The organism is Streptomyces sp. CA-210063, from assembly GCF_024612015.1.
Lineage (GTDB): Bacteria > Actinomycetota > Actinomycetes > Streptomycetales > Streptomycetaceae > Streptomyces.
In genome coordinates this window covers 3,335,309-3,348,704 of sequence record NZ_CP102512.1, presented here as the reverse complement: position 1 = coordinate 3,348,704, position 13,396 = coordinate 3,335,309, and the positions used below count along the sequence as shown (strand labels likewise).

At 67.7% G+C, this 13,396-nt stretch carries 14 protein-coding genes; 4 read left to right on the top strand and 10 right to left on the bottom strand.

Annotated features, from left to right (window positions below; genetic code table 11):
• Window positions 1-24: 24 nt before the first annotated feature.
• Both JIX56_RS14260 and JIX56_RS14255 read right to left on the bottom strand, forming a co-directional pair.
• On the bottom strand, window positions 25-1,476 hold the full coding sequence (locus JIX56_RS14260) for an ABC transporter substrate-binding protein (RefSeq protein ID WP_257540745.1): 1,452 nt from the start codon (window positions 1,474-1,476) through the stop codon (window positions 25-27).
• Between the two features lie 93 nt (window positions 1,477-1,569).
• Window positions 1,570-2,589, bottom strand: a complete 1,020-nt coding sequence (locus tag JIX56_RS14255) for a LacI family DNA-binding transcriptional regulator (RefSeq protein ID WP_257540743.1) — start codon at window positions 2,587-2,589, stop codon at window positions 1,570-1,572.
• Window positions 2,590-2,772: 183 nt separating this feature from the next.
• Between JIX56_RS14255 and JIX56_RS14250 the strand changes: the two genes are divergently transcribed.
• A complete protein-coding gene (locus JIX56_RS14250; RefSeq protein ID WP_257540742.1) occupies window positions 2,773-4,125 on the top strand; it encodes a mucin-1 in 1,353 nt (450 codons plus the stop codon).
• Between the two features lie 326 nt (window positions 4,126-4,451).
• Here JIX56_RS14250 and JIX56_RS14245 read toward each other — a convergent pair whose 3' ends face one another.
• The 6 genes from JIX56_RS14245 to JIX56_RS14220 all read right to left on the bottom strand — a co-directional run bounded on the left by JIX56_RS14245 (window position 4,452) and on the right by JIX56_RS14220 (window position 9,406).
• Complete coding sequence (locus JIX56_RS14245) at window positions 4,452-5,306, bottom strand: HNH endonuclease (protein WP_257540740.1); 855 nt, start codon at window positions 5,304-5,306, stop codon at window positions 4,452-4,454.
• Window positions 5,306-6,856, bottom strand: a complete 1,551-nt coding sequence (locus JIX56_RS14240; RefSeq protein ID WP_257540738.1) for an ATP-binding protein — start codon at window positions 6,854-6,856, stop codon at window positions 5,306-5,308. The genes JIX56_RS14245 and JIX56_RS14240 overlap by 1 nt, the downstream gene beginning before the upstream one ends.
• 106 nt (window positions 6,857-6,962) lie before the next feature.
• On the bottom strand, window positions 6,963-7,334 hold the full coding sequence (locus JIX56_RS14235; RefSeq protein ID WP_257540736.1) for an ASCH domain-containing protein: 372 nt from the start codon (window positions 7,332-7,334) through the stop codon (window positions 6,963-6,965).
• Window positions 7,331-8,446, bottom strand: coding sequence for a hypothetical protein (locus JIX56_RS14230; RefSeq protein ID WP_257540735.1), 1,116 nt, complete (start codon window positions 8,444-8,446; stop codon window positions 7,331-7,333). Before JIX56_RS14230 ends, JIX56_RS14235 begins: the two co-directional genes overlap by 4 nt.
• 28 nt (window positions 8,447-8,474) lie before the next feature.
• Window positions 8,475-8,951, bottom strand: coding sequence for a hypothetical protein (locus JIX56_RS14225; protein WP_257540733.1), 477 nt, complete (start codon window positions 8,949-8,951; stop codon window positions 8,475-8,477).
• Entirely contained in the window at window positions 8,945-9,406 is a 462-nt protein-coding gene (locus JIX56_RS14220) for an ATP-binding protein (protein WP_257540731.1), read from the bottom strand. The genes JIX56_RS14225 and JIX56_RS14220 overlap by 7 nt, the downstream gene beginning before the upstream one ends.
• A 104-nt stretch (window positions 9,407-9,510) precedes the next feature.
• On the opposite strand from JIX56_RS14220, the gene JIX56_RS14215 reads away from it, so the two are divergent.
• Together JIX56_RS14215 and JIX56_RS14210 are read left to right on the top strand one after the other, a co-directional pair.
• Entirely contained in the window at window positions 9,511-10,839 is a 1,329-nt protein-coding gene (locus JIX56_RS14215; protein WP_257540729.1) for a helix-turn-helix domain-containing protein, read from the top strand.
• Complete coding sequence (locus JIX56_RS14210) at window positions 10,836-11,654, top strand: class I SAM-dependent methyltransferase (RefSeq protein ID WP_257540727.1); 819 nt, start codon at window positions 10,836-10,838, stop codon at window positions 11,652-11,654. Before JIX56_RS14215 ends, JIX56_RS14210 begins: the two co-directional genes overlap by 4 nt.
• A gap of 132 nt (window positions 11,655-11,786) precedes the next feature.
• Here JIX56_RS14210 and sodN read toward each other — a convergent pair whose 3' ends face one another.
• The gene (gene sodN, locus JIX56_RS14205) at window positions 11,787-12,182 is read right to left on the bottom strand and encodes a superoxide dismutase, Ni (RefSeq protein WP_020136639.1); all 396 of its coding nucleotides are present in this window, start codon (window positions 12,180-12,182) and stop codon (window positions 11,787-11,789) included.
• Window positions 12,183-12,327: 145 nt separating this feature from the next.
• On the opposite strand from sodN, the gene sodX reads away from it, so the two are divergent.
• Complete coding sequence (gene sodX, locus JIX56_RS14200) at window positions 12,328-12,765, top strand: nickel-type superoxide dismutase maturation protease (RefSeq protein ID WP_257540725.1); 438 nt, start codon at window positions 12,328-12,330, stop codon at window positions 12,763-12,765.
• Here sodX and JIX56_RS14195 read toward each other — a convergent pair.
• Complete coding sequence (locus JIX56_RS14195; RefSeq protein ID WP_257540723.1) at window positions 12,669-13,298, bottom strand: CGNR zinc finger domain-containing protein; 630 nt, start codon at window positions 13,296-13,298, stop codon at window positions 12,669-12,671. The two genes, sodX and JIX56_RS14195, sit on opposite strands and share 97 nt — an antisense overlap.
• Window positions 13,299-13,396: the final 98 nt, after the last annotated feature.

Below are 13,396 nucleotides of genomic sequence, written 5' to 3'. Positions count from 1 at the left end.
CGATGGGCCCGATGGGGCGCGTTCCTACGGGATCTCGTAACCGGCGTTGTCCGAGAAGTCCCGGTCGATGGCGCGGGCGGCCTCGGACAGGGCGTCCTTCGGGTCGGTGCCGCCGTAGATCGAGTTCACGGCCTCGCTGAACTTCGCGGTCACCACGGGGTATCCGGCAGTCACCGGGCGGGTGACAGCGACACACGACTCGCTGATGTCGCTGTCACCGCAGGGCTTGGCGAGCTGGTCGGCGAAGAGCTGGAGCGGGCCGCCCTGCTTGTACAGCTCGCTCGCGGCGAGCGCGGACTTGGTGGCGGGCGGGGCGCCGTTGGCCTTCGTCATCGCGCCGACGCTGGCGTCGTTCAGGAGGAAGTCCAGAAAGGTGCCCGCCGCCTTGGCGTTCTTGCTGGCCGCGCCCACACCCCAGGCCCACGAACCCTGGCCGGTCTTCGGCCCGTCGCCGAAGTCGGGCAGCGGCAGTACGACCAGGTCGTCGCCGAGCGCCTCGCTGTAGGCGGGGTACATCCAGTGCCCGACCCAGCTCAGGGCGACCCGGCCCTTGGCGAAGGCGTTGCCGTCGGTGTTGGCGTCCGTGTACGTCTTCCAGGACTGGAAGGTCTTCATGGCCGACACCACGGCCGGGGTGTCGAGGGCGCCTTCCGCCTTGCCGTCCTTCAGCAGGGAGCCGCCGGCCGACCAGACGATGGGGGCGAAGCCGTAGGTGCCCCACTCGTTGGCGTAGCCGGTGCCTTCCTGGAGGTCGATGACCTTGCCGTCGGAATCCTTCGCCTTCAGCGCCTTGAGCGCGGCGTCGAACTCGTCCGCCGTCCAGGCGTCGTCCACGCCCTTCGGGTACGTCACCCCGGCCGCGTCCAGCAGCTTCTTGCTGCCGTACATGCCGAGCCCGGAGTCGAACATGCCCAGGCCGTAGTGCTTGCCGTCGATCTCGCCCTGCGCCTTGCTCGCGTCGGTGGCGTTGTCGAGGGTCTTGGCGGAGACGTAGTCGTCGATGGCGGCGAGCTTCTTGTTGTAGACGAAGTTCGCCATGGTCGGGCCGTCGAACTCCAGTACGTCAGGCAGCTTGTCGGCGTCCGTGGCGGTGATCGTCTTGGTGTAGTCGGTCTCCGGTATCAGCTTCAGCTCGACCTTGACCTTGTCCTGCGAGGAGTTGAACGACTCCACCGCGCTCTGCAACGCCTCCGACTCGCTCTTCTGGCCCTGGTGGGCCCAGACGCTGATCGTGCCCTCGCCGCTGCCGGCCTCCGCGGAGGTGTCACCGTTCCCGCCCCCGCCGCAGGCGGCCAGTGCCGCCAGGGGAAGGACCAGGGCCAGGCTCGTACGGGCCGTACGGCGGAACCTTCCGCGGGCCGAGCTGTCGACCGAATTGCCGGTCGAATTGCCGGTCGAGCTGCCGGTCGAATTGCCGGTCGAATTGCCGGTCGAGCTGCCGGTCGAGCTGCCGGTCGAGCTGATGGTCGGGCTCATGGTCTGTGCCTCCGTGCGGACGAGGGTGCGGGGTGCTTTCCGGCGTGGGGGAGTGGAGCTCAAGAGAAGTGAGAGAACGGGGACTTAGGGGACTTACTGGGGCCCGCGCGGGCGCGGCGGCGCCGTCGTCTCGCGCAGGACGAGTCGGATGGGCATCTGCACATGGCCCGGCTGTTCGACGTCCGGCTCGTCCAGGCGGCTCAGCAGCAGCCGGGCGGCCTCCGCGCCCTGACCCGCGACCGGCTGGGCGACGGTGGTCAGCCCGACCACATCGGCGAGCTCGTGGTCGTCGAAGCCCACCACGGACACGTCGTCCGGCACCCGGAGACGGTGCCGCCTGAGCGCGCGCAACGCGCCCATCGCCATCTCGTCGGACTGGGCGAACACGGCGGTCGGCGGCCGGGACGCGGCCAGCAACTCGGTCATCGCCCGCTCGCCGCCGTCGACGGTGTAGTCGCCGTCCGCCACCAGCGCCGGGTCGTGCTCGATCCCGGCCTCGGCGAGGACGTGCAGATAGGCGGCGCGGCGGTCGACGGGCGTGGTCCAGTGCAGCGGACCGCTGGCCCCGGAGATCATGCCGATCCGGCGGTGGCCGAGGTTCACCAGATGCCGTACGGCGCTCTCCGCGCCCGCCCGGTCGTCGATGCCGACCACGGTGAAGCCGGGCCGAGGGCCCCCGACCGTGGAGGCCAGCGGCACCCCGAGCGAGCGCAGGGCGGCGGACTCGTCCTCGTCCGGGATCAGCAGCGACAGCACCGCGTCGACCCGCTTGCGCACCGGCAGCTTGGTGAAGAAACGCTTGCGCGCCTCGGCCGAGCCCAGGTTGTAGAGCAGCACGTCGTACCCGGCGGCGCTGAACACCTGCTCGGCGGCGTCCAGCACGGTGCCGAAGAACCAGCGGCCGATGTACGGGGCGACGACCCCGATCGTGTACGTGCGCCCACTGGCGAGGCTGGACGCCGAGCGGGACGCCGTGTAACCGAGTTGGGCGGCGACGGCCGCGATCTGGGTGCGCACCTCGTCCGAGACGCCCGGCCGGCCGCGCAGGGCGCGGGACACGGTGGACGCCGAGACACCGGCGGCGCGGGCGACATCGGTGATGCGAGCCGTCACGGCGGATTTCTCCCATCGGTTTCACGTCGGTGTGGTCTGTGGGGTGACGTGACCGTAAACCCGGCCTCCTTGTTGCGCAAGCGTTTGCGTTCAGTTTTACTGGCGCTGATTCTCAAGTGAGACCTTCCAGATTCATGGTCAGCGCACGCGTTTGGGCGCTGCGAGCCGACAGGACTGCTGCGCATGCGATACGCCCCGCCCGGCCTCTGCGTGAACGACTTCGCCCTGCTCCGCGACGACGACGGCACCTACACCGTGCTGCATCTCCAGGGCCCCTGGACCGCCGAGTTCGACCATCTGCGGATGGAGACCTCCTACGGCCGGGCCACCTCCGCCGACCTGGTCCACTGGCGGCCCGAGGGCACCGCCTTCGGCAACGGCCTGCCCGGCCGCTTCGACCAGCAGGCGGTCTGGACGATGCACCCCTTCCGCCACGGCACGGGAATGGCGATGTTCTACACGGGCGTGAGCGGACTGACGCCGGAGGGCTGGCCGCTCCAGTCCGTCGGCCTGGCGTACGCGGACCGCACCGACGGCACGGGGTGGCGGCGCCACGGCACCGGACCCGTCGTCGAGGCGGACGCGCGCTGGTACCGCACCGGTGAACGGATGGGCTGGCGCGACCCGTTCGTCGTACCTGACGACGAGTCGGACGGCTGGGTGATGGTGATCTGCGCCGCCGACGCCTCCCTCCCCGTCGAAGTCAGCGGCTGCGTCGCCCTCGCCACCTCCCCCGACCTGGAGCACTGGACGGTCCACCCGCCGCTGATCTCACCCGGCGACGTGGACGAGTTGGAATGCCCCGTCCTGGAACGCCTCGACGACGGCACCTGGCTCCTCCTCGGCTCCATCGGCGCGACGCGCGGCTTCGAGGCGTGGACGGCCCCGCGCCTGCGCGGCCCCTGGACCCGCCGTGGCCAACTCGGCCCCACGGGGGCGTACGCCCCCCGCGTGATCCCCGCGCCCGATGGCTCCCGGGTCGTCCTCCACACCACCCCCCGCCGTGTCGGCCTCACCGACACGGGCGACCGCTGCCGCGGCATGCTCGCCCAGCCCAAGTCCCTTGTCGTACCGGAGGATTCCGCCCCACACCTGGCCTGGTGGCCGGGACTGGAGGCCTGGCTGGGCGAGGAGACGATCGCCCCCACCCTCCACGCGGTCGGCGACCTGGAGGTCCCCGACCACCCCGTCGACATCACCCTGCGCGCCGCAGCGCCGGGCTCCGACCGCCCCGCCCTCACGGTCGCCTGCGACGGCAAGAACCTCCGGGTCACGGGCCCGGCCGGCACCCCTCTCGCCGAGACCGTCCTCCCCGAATCCCCCACGGCCCTGCGCATCCTGACCATCGGCGAGTACATCGAGATCTACGCCGACGGTATCTTCGCCCTGACCACCCTCTCCTACTCCGGCCACCCCACCCCCTGGACGGCGGTCACCGAGGGCCACCCCCGGACCGTCCCCGTCCGCCCCCTCCGCCTCCCGGACCCCGCCCGCGACGACGCGTCGGCGATCTGGCCGGGCCCGTCGCCGACCTGAGCCCCGCCGAACCGGTCGCCCTTCACTCCACATGGCCGCCAGGACGAGTTGGTCGTGCTGAACGGGCATGCGGTGCCCGAAGACAACCGCACCCGGCCCGCCACACCGCCGTACGGGACGGCGGCAAACGGACCGGGTGCGGTCGAGAGGGGCCGGGTCAGGCCTTCTTGGTCTCCTAGTAATGGGCCGGGTCGGTGACCTGCGGGGATCTTTCCTGTGGGTCGCTGACCTGGTTTCTTGGCGATTGGTGGCGATGGGGTGCGACGGTCTTGAGCGGGTGTCTTGCGGACTGTGTACGGACTGCCGCATCCCCACTGTGAGGGGAGTCAGTCAAGGAAGGCTCCCCGGACGAAGCGTTCGTCTGATGCCAGGGCATCGTAAGCCACGCCTTCCCACCCGTTCCGGTGTACCGCAAGGCGGGTGTGCGCCTCGGAAGCAAGATAGTCGCGGACCATGGTTTCGCCGCCAGCTCGGAATTGAGCAGTGAGAATTTGTCGGATGTTGGCCAAGGTCCTGTTGGCTTGTACGGCGTACAGACTTCCCAGTCTGAGGAGCGCGAAGTGATGGTCGACCCGCGACGACAGCAAGTCGTCCCATCCGGTGGGGGGAAGCGCGAAGAATTCCAGCCGCACTATTTCATCGTGAATCACCCGCGCGTGGAGCCATCTCTCGCTATCAATCCTGTCCACATATGGGTGTAGCAGGGTGTTTTCGGCGCATGTGGCCTCGTAGTCGCCTTTGAGGGTATTGCAGTCGCTGCAAGCTGGCACGAGGTTGAGAGGGTCGATGCAGAGCGTGGGGAACTTGCTCTTTGGCATGACGTGATCAAGCTGTCGGACAATTCCGTGCCCGCACATTGGGCAGCGCTCGTTGGTGGGTGCAGCCATGAGCTCGTCGTAAATCACGCGACAAGGGCCGCCCTTGCGTACCATCCCGTTGACGTATAGCCACTTCACGGCATCCCTTGCGTCCACTTCAGGGATCTGGAAGTCGGACGACTGGAGATCATGAAGCCTTCCGGAGAATGTGAAGTCGCGAAACGTCCTTGAAGATTCTTTGACTGTTTCGGCGGCTTCGATTAGCCTAGTTTTGCGTCTTTCCTCACCGAATTGACGGACCAGGGATATGCAGATTCTGTAGCTCTCTTCTCCAGTCCGTGAAGGTGGATCTAGGGGCCACATCAACGGCGTCCCGGGTTGCTGGCCTTCTCGGCAAGCAGGATTCGCACCAGCCCCTTTGCTTCCCCGCCAAGGTGCCCCCCGAAATGAGCCAGGACCTCTTCGTATGTGTTCAGCTCGTCTACAGCTTGTTCAATCTCGGCATGAAATCCGGACTCGCGGACTTCGAGTCCGAATATCTCGTGCGTAAGCACACCTACATTCTCGCCAAATGTTTCGATGCGCGGCCTTTGGGGTTGCGCGTAGGGGCGAATTATCTTCCAGACGCAAGAGCTCGGTACTTCCTGGAGGACCACGGGGGAGTGGGTGGCGACGATGGCGACGCCATTCCGGAGGTTCATTAGGTCTGACAGGGACCTAATGAATGCCGAAAGCAGTGGTGGATGCAAGTGGGCTTCCGGTTCATCCAACAGGACGAGGGACTGCTCGGCCACGGTCTCAACGAGTCGCGTGATGGTGAGCAGGACGATCGCGTGCCCGGAACTGAGCTCCGAAAAAAGCTGTCGGGCGAAGTTCTTTAGGTACTCGGAATCGGCATTTGCGTCGGTGAGTTGACTGGCAAGTTCGAGGACTGCGGAATCCGAGAACTGAGGGTCGCTGCGGAGTCGGTGAAGGGCGGAAAGCCAGTGCTTCATGAGCCCAGATGCGCGAATCTCGACGGCTGATCGAGCGAATTCGTGCCCAAGGTCGAATGGTGTCTTCCTACCGCCCGAGTGGCTACTGTTTCCGAGGCCGATGTAGACGTGGTTGACGCCGGAGCTTCCGCCGCTTGGGATGTTCATGAAGGGGTCGAAGGCGCTGAATGTGACAGATACCACGTTGACGAATCGTTCGCTGGCGATCCCGCCGTTGATGGGCAGATGGTCGATATTTCCAAAGACTGGCAGATGGATAGTCGGAGGCTTGACGGATGCCTGTGCAATGTTTTTCAGGAGCGTCGTCTTGCCGACGCCGTTTCTGCCTATTACGACGTGGATGTTGCTAGGTGGGTTAGAGTGTGGAACTACTTCAAAGTCGAAGAAAGAGGGCGCTCGTGAGGCTGAATTCTGATGCGAGGTGTACCGAAATCTGTAGCCAGTAAGTACCCGCCCCCCTCTTGCGGCTCGCCTAAATTGAGTTAGGACGGTTTGGGTCTCGATTCCTCTCAGGAGTGACGTCTCAGTTACTTGCTGAGTTGAGGCGGCCAAGAAAGCGTCGTGACTGAATGCAATATCCCCTAGACTCCCTAGGATGTCCTCCCTGACAGCGGGGCCGAGATGCTGCAGCCTTTCGTAGTAATCGAGATCGCCGACTGAAAACCACTGGGGTGGCTCGTCATGTGAATTGAGGGATCTGAATGCCACGCCCTGAAGGGGACTTGGGCCGGTCGGCTGTCCGACGCATGCGATCTTGACCTTGCCGATGTAGAGAGGAACACTCCCGTCGCCGCTGGTGAACCAGAGGTCGAAGGTAGTGCGGTAGCCGAAGTCGTCCCATGCGTCTGGAACGAGAGTCACGACACGTGGACCCACGGTTGAGGGAGTTCTTCCGTGATCCACGACCACGAATTGCATGGGACTCCTCGGCGTGTGCTGTTGTGGGGACGGCGGCGAGCATAGAAACCCTATCTCGCTTGCGCCAGAGTTAGTTGTTGCCGCTCGGCTACTTCCGCGGGGGCGGTCAGCTCACACCAATGTCTCGGCCGAGTCGCTCGATCTCGATGGCCAGAGCGCCTAGGGCTTCCTTCTCGGGGCCGTAGATCGTGCGGATGTTGGCAAGTTGTTGGTCGCGGGTGGCGGTGGGGTTGACGTTGGGCGGGCCCTCGCCGTCGAGGAGGGCTTCGAAGTCGGGGTACTCGGTGACGCGGAGGACCTGCACGTCGCAGGTCTCATCGGTGGCCTTGATGCGGAAACGGATGGTGTCGCCGGCGGCGAGGTCGGCGAGGCGCGGGTATTTCACCCGTACCTCGATGGTCTTGGTGCCCGCGGCCACGAGGTCGAAGTACTGGCGGTAGAGGTTGAGTTCGTAGACGCGGGCGGTGGTGTCGGTCATGGGGCGGGAACGCTCCTGGTGACTGGTGTGGGCATCATGCGGCCGATCTCGGAGGCCGAGTACGAGCGGAAGAAGTGCCGGGGGTCGGACAGCAAGGTATCGGTCACGGCCAGCAGTTGTTCGGCGTACTCCGGGACGGTGCCGGGCCACTCCCGGGTATCGAGCATCCACTCGGCGGCACCCTCGGGCAAGGAAGCGCGCCCCTCGCGGATCAGCGACTTGGACAGCTTGGCGCCGGTGTCGGTGACGACCTGCGGGCAGAACAGGCGGGCGGGGAGCTGGGCGCGGGTGAGACCGACGGCTTGGAGGGCTTCGTCGACCAGGTGGGAGCCGAAGACCCAGTCACCGCCCTTGACCATGATGTGCAGCGTGCCGTGGGGGTCGGACACGGAGAGTTCCTTGACCGCATTGCGGTACAGGGTGGCCAGGTCTAGGTAGGCGCCTCCGGATGGCGTGATCGTCGCCCGGTAGGGGCCGTGGTGGAGGCAGACGGCAGCGACTTGCACGGTCTCGCGGTCGGTGAGGTGGACTCGGGTGCGTTCGGCGTGTTTCTCGGCCCAGCCACAGTCGGGGTGCGAGCAAGGGATGCGCAGGTGTGGTGTGCCGGTGGAGGGGGCGAGCCACCAGCGGGCGGCGTCTAGGCGGGGCAGGAGGCGGAGCCAGGTGCGGCGGAAGTGTTCGCCGGCCTGCTGCTGGCTGTAGGTCTCAATCCGGTGAGGGATGCCCAGGCGTCGAGAGAGCGCGGTGAACAGGGGTTGGTAGAGGGCGGTGACGAGGTCGGTCAGGGCCTTGTGACCGAGGGCTTGAGCGTAGGCGCGCTGGTAGCGGTGGCCGCTGACCGGGTCGGTGGTCAGCTCGTAGGGGGCGTTGTCGAGGGCGCTGAAGAGGACCTCGGTGGGGATGCCGAAGCGGTCGCGCAGGCGGTCGGCCATGGCGAAGGCGAGGGACTGCACGAGCGAGGTGCCGATGTGTGGGGCGCCGTTGATCTGGGTGCCGACGGCCAGCACGATCCGTTCGGGTGGGGTGGCCAGGATGCGCGGGGTCAGGATGTCCTCGGCGTGGTGGAGGGCGTTGGCCAGGACGGTGTTCGGTGAGACAGGGTGGGGCGTCACGGGATGTCCCCCTGGGGTTGGTTGGGGCTCACTCAGATCGGGTGTGGCCGAAGAGGAGGCGTTGGCGGAGCGTGGCGCGGTCCAGGTAGGCGTCGATCTCTGCTGGTGTGGCGCTGCGGGAGAGCGGGTCGAGGCCCAGGACAAGGGCCACCGGGGTTCCTTGGTCGAGCAGCAGGGCCCATGCGCGGCCTGCGGGGATGCGCTTGCGATACGGGGTGCCGTCGAAGCGCAGGGCCACCTCGGTCGGGCTGAGTAGGCGCAGGCGTGGCCCGATGTCCGGCGGGGGGACGGTGCCCTGGCCCAGGCGCAGAGTTTCACCGACTGCACGCATGCGCTGCTCGATGACGGTCGGCGTCTCGTAGACGCTGCGGGGAGGTTGGGGCACCAGAAGGAGGAAGCACAGCGCAGCGCCGGTTGGGGTGGCGTCCAGCCATGTGGTGGTGGCCAGGGAGGCGATCAGACCGGCGGACGGCATGAACGACTCGGTGCGGGCAGGCGTCAGCATGCGGGCACTACCCCGTGATGGAAGGCGGCCCAGACGCATTTGCCGGGGCCCTGGCGTTCCTCCACGCCCCAGTGATCGGCGATGGTGGATACGAGCAGCAGGCCGCAGCCGTCGGCCGCTGTCTCCCGTGCCGCCCGCTTTTCAGGTCTGGCATTGCCGCCGTCGTGCACTTCGATGCGCAGCACGGTGGCGTGCAGTTCGACGCGTACGAGGACCTGACTGCCTGCAGAGGCTCCGTGCAGGACGGCGTTGGTGGCCAGTTCGGAGGTGCACAGCCGGATGTCGTCGAGGCGTTCCGTTCGGCCCCACTGGGTAAGGGCCTCGGCAACGAAGGAGCGGGCGGCGCTTGGAGCGGTCCGGCGCCGGTCGAAGAGCATCGTTTCGTGCTTGACGGCGCCGTCGAGGGCTTGGCCCGGTGCGAGGGTGTCCGGCTCGTCGGGCAGTGTGCTGGGCATGGCCAATAGCCAACCTCCGTCGCTCGTTCGGGTCGGGAGCCAGCGTGGGGGCCATATCGGGGGCCACTATGGGGGCCAGGGTTCAGCGCGCTCCGGGGAGAGGGATGGGCGACACGGGGATCGGCGCGTTGCTCGTTCGGCTGCGCACCACGCGCGGCTGGACACAGCAGCGAGTAGCTGACGAGTACAACGCCCTGGAGGGGCGTGCAGCCAAGACCGGCAAGGAGATTGGGCGTTACGAGCGCGAGGCGCGTATCCCGGTCCCGTACACCCGGAAACACCTGGCGCAGGTGTTCGGCGTCGATGTCACCGTCCTCGACCGCGCCGTGGCGGTTACCAAGAGCCGCCAGGGTGGGGACGGCACCACAGGGTCCTCGCCGACGCGGTCTGCGGTGCCTTCGAGCTCTGGTGCGGGTGCCGTCTCGGCGGACGCGGTGATGTCGGCCGACTTCGCTCGGTTCATCGCGCTGCGCAACGCCGACGAGTTCGTCGTCGAGCAGCTGGAAGCAGATGTGGGTCGGCTCGCCCGCGCCTACGTGAGCCATCCGCTGCTGGAGCTGTACGTCGAGATCAAGCGGTTGCGGGACGGTGCGTTCGAGTTGCTGCGCGGGCGTCAGCGTCCTCGGCAGACCGTCGATCTGTACGTCGCGGCCTCCCGGCTGTGTGGATTGTCCGCGCATGTGTGCTTGGACCTGGGCGACTACGACTCAGCGGCCACGCACGCCCGCACGGCCCGGGCGTGCGCGGAGGCGGCCGGGCACGAAGGGATGTTGGCCTGGGTGCGGGCCGTGGAGTCCCTGATCGCCTACTGGACCGGGCGGTACGAGCAGGCGGCGCGGCTGGCGCAGGCCGGCCGCCACTACCGGGCTCGCGGCAGCATCGGAGCCCGACTGGCGAGCCTGGAGGCGCGGGCGCTGGCCATAGTCGGAGACCGGGTGGGAGCGGTGGCCGCTCTTGCGGACGCCGAGCGTTTCCGCGAGGCGCTGACCGGCTACGACGAGGTGCCGGGCATCTTCGCCTTCCCGGCTGCCAAGCAGTTCGCGTATGCCGGGACGAGCCACTTGGCCGTGGGCGGGCGGGAACATGTCCAGCAGGCCATCGCCAGCGCGGACACGGCGATCCGGCTCTACCGCAGCGCCGAGGACGACGATCAGTCCGTCGGTGACCTGTTCGCCGCCCATGTCGATCTCGCCCGCGGCCATCTGCTCCTGGGTGACCTGGACGGCACCGAGGCGATGCTCGGCTTCGTCCTCGGCTCCGCTCCTGAGCGCATGTCGGCCAGCATCGTGCGTCGGCTTATCGCTCTCAGCCAGGAGCTGAGCGGGTCGCAGTACGGTGGAGCCGCGCAGGCCGTACACCTACGCGAACGCCTCCAGCACACGGCCGTCCTCGCGGCCTCACCCGCCGCCCACCCTCCGGAGCTGCCGACATGACCGAACTGTCTGCCGCACACGACGCCGCCGTCACCGACCGGGGCCGCCTCGCCGGGAGCGCCTACAACAGCGACCGGGACCTGGCCGCCCGCCAGTCGCTCTACCAGTGGCAGAGGCCGCGCTACGACCTGCCTGGCATCGTTGCCGAGCAGCTGCGCGGCGTGCGCGGGCGCGTGGTCGATGTCGGCTGCGGCAACGGCAAGTTCATCCAGCGGCTCCACGAGGACCGGCCCGATCTGGCCCTGCTGGGTCTGGACATCGCTCCCGGCATCCTCGCCGGGGTGCCCGGTCCCGTCGCCGTGGCGGACGCCACTCGCCTGCCGTTGGCGACGGCGAGCGTCGACGCTGCCCTGGCGCTGCACATGCTCTACCACGTCCCCGACATCTCCCAGACAGTCAGGGAGCTGTCCCGCGTCGTCGCCCGTGACGGGCTGGTGATCGCCTCCACCAACAGCGACCGGGACAAGGCAGAACTCGACGACCTGTGGCAGCGGGCGGCGGGTGATGTCCTCGGCACCGGACGAGGCCCGGCACGCATCTCGCTCAGCGCCCGTTTCTCTCTGGAGAAGGCCGTGGCCTTCCTGGGGGAGGAGTTCGGCCGCGTGGAGACGATCGAACTGCCCGGCACCATCACGGTGCACGATCCCGAGCCGGTCATCGCCCACATGGCTTCCTATCGGGCGTGGGCGGATCAGCACGATGTGCCGTTCGACGCGACGATCGAGCGGGCCCGTGCCATCCTCGGCGGCCACCTCGTGCGAAACGGGGCGTTCGAGATCCATTGCATGGGCGGCATCCTGGTCTGCCGTCGTTGAACAGCGGTGGCGGCCGCGGGCACGGGCCTTGTTCCTCCGTGGTACGGCCGCCGAAACACAACCGCACCCGACCCGTCACACCCCCGTACAAGACGGCGGCAAACGGACCGGGTGCGGTCGAGAGGGGCCGGGTCAGGCCTTCTTGGTCTCCCAGAAGATCTTGTCGATCTGGGCGATGTAGTCGAGCGCCTTCTGGCCCGTCGCCGGGTCGGTGGACGCCTTGGCGGCCGAGAGGGCCTTCAGGGTGTCGTTGACCAGCTGGTGCAGCTCCGGGTACTTCTCGAAGTGCGGGGGCTTGAAGTAGTCGCTCCACAGCACCGAGACGTGGTGCTTGGCGAGCTCGGCGCGCTGCTCCTTGATGACGGTCGCGCGAGCCTGGAAGTGCGGGTCGTCGTTGGCGGCCATCTTCTCCTGCACGGCCTTCACCGACTCCGCCTCGATGCGGGCCTGGGCCGGGTCGTACACACCGCAGGGCAGGTCGCAGTGTGCGCTGACCTTGACCTTGGGGGCAAACAGGCGGGAAAGCATGGAGCATTCCTTCCTCGTGATCGTCTTCTCAGGTGGGACATTACTCCCTGCGAGAGTGGTTTTCGCGAGTGCCCCCATGGGCTTAGGACAAAAGTCCGGGGTCAGACTGGACTGGTGGAGGAACGTACCGGGGAGGTGCCGGGTGATGCCGGAGCTGTCGCAGGAGAGCGAGCGGGGGAAGGTCCTCCTGCCCTTCGGGGTGGCCGAGGTCACGGGACCCTCCATGGTCCCGACGCTGCGCCACGGGGACCAGCTGCTCGTCCACTACGGGGCACGCCTCGGGGTCGGTGACGTGGTCGTGCTGCGGCACCCCTTCCAGCAGGACCTGCTCGTCGTCAAACGGGCCGCCGAGCGGCGCGACGGCGGCTGGTGGGTGCTCGGGGACAACGCGTACGCGGGTGGGGACAGCACCGACTACGGGGTCGTGCCCGACGAACTGGTCCTGGGGAAGGTGCGGTTCCGTTACCGGCCCCGGGCCGCCGGCGGTCAGCGCTCGCCGTTCGCGCTCGCCCGCTGGGCGCTCTCGGCCGCCCGTCCCGTGCTCGGCGACCGGTCCGCCTCCAGGCGTTTGCGGGCGCGGTAGGCCGCCACGTTGGCCCGGGTCGCGCAGCGGTCCGAGCAGTAGCGCCGGGAGCGGTTGGTGGAGGTGTCGAGGTAGGCGTTGCGGCACGGCGCGGCCTCGCACAGACCGAGCCGGTCCACGCCGTACTCGGTGAGGTGGAAGGCCAGGCCCATGGCCGCGATCGCCGCATAGCCCGCGGTCGCGTTCGAGGGATGGTCCGCCAGGTGCATGTGCCACAGCGGGCGGCCGTCGTCGTCCCGGAAGTCGTGCCCGGAGATCTGCGGGCTCACCGGGAACTCCAGCAGGAGCGAGTTCAACAGGTCCACGGCGAGTGTCTCGTCGCCGTCGTCCGCCGCCTCGAAGACCGAGCGCAGCCGGGCCCGCACCGAACGGAACCGGGTGACGTCGGCGTCCGTCGCGCGCCGGGCCGCCGACTGGTTTCCCCCGAAGAGATCGCGGACGGCGTCGACCGAGGTGAGCGCGTCCTTGCCCCGCGCCGGCTCCTCGGTGTTGACGAGGCGTACGGCGTAGTCCGAGTAATAGGCCAGTTCCACTTGTAGTCCTTACCGTGGCGCTCTATCGTCGTGGTGCGGGTCAGGTAACAGCTGCTCGTGCTTACAGGGTATTACGCGGTATGGGGAAGAAGCAGTAC

Bases quoted from the DNA above. Each gene is read 5' to 3' on its own strand.
- JIX56_RS14260 (WP_257540745.1), bottom strand. From the start codon at position 1,476: ATGAGCCCGACCATCAGCTCGACCGGCAGCTCGACCGGCAGCTCGACC.
- JIX56_RS14250 (WP_257540742.1), top strand. From the start codon at position 2,773: ATGCGATACGCCCCGCCCGGCCTCTGCGTGAACGACTTCGCCCTGCTC.
- JIX56_RS14245 (WP_257540740.1), bottom strand. From the start codon at position 5,306: ATGTGGCCCCTAGATCCACCTTCACGGACTGGAGAAGAGAGCTACAGA.
- JIX56_RS14240 (WP_257540738.1), bottom strand. From the start codon at position 6,856: ATGCAATTCGTGGTCGTGGATCACGGAAGAACTCCCTCAACCGTGGGT.
- JIX56_RS14235 (WP_257540736.1), bottom strand. From the start codon at position 7,334: ATGACCGACACCACCGCCCGCGTCTACGAACTCAACCTCTACCGCCAG.
- JIX56_RS14225 (WP_257540733.1), bottom strand. From the start codon at position 8,951: ATGCTGACGCCTGCCCGCACCGAGTCGTTCATGCCGTCCGCCGGTCTG.
- JIX56_RS14220 (WP_257540731.1), bottom strand. From the start codon at position 9,406: ATGCCCAGCACACTGCCCGACGAGCCGGACACCCTCGCACCGGGCCAA.
- JIX56_RS14215 (WP_257540729.1), top strand. From the start codon at position 9,511: ATGGGCGACACGGGGATCGGCGCGTTGCTCGTTCGGCTGCGCACCACG.
- JIX56_RS14210 (WP_257540727.1), top strand. From the start codon at position 10,836: ATGACCGAACTGTCTGCCGCACACGACGCCGCCGTCACCGACCGGGGC.
- sodN (WP_020136639.1), bottom strand. From the start codon at position 12,182: ATGCTTTCCCGCCTGTTTGCCCCCAAGGTCAAGGTCAGCGCACACTGC.
- sodX (WP_257540725.1), top strand. From the start codon at position 12,328: ATGCCGGAGCTGTCGCAGGAGAGCGAGCGGGGGAAGGTCCTCCTGCCC.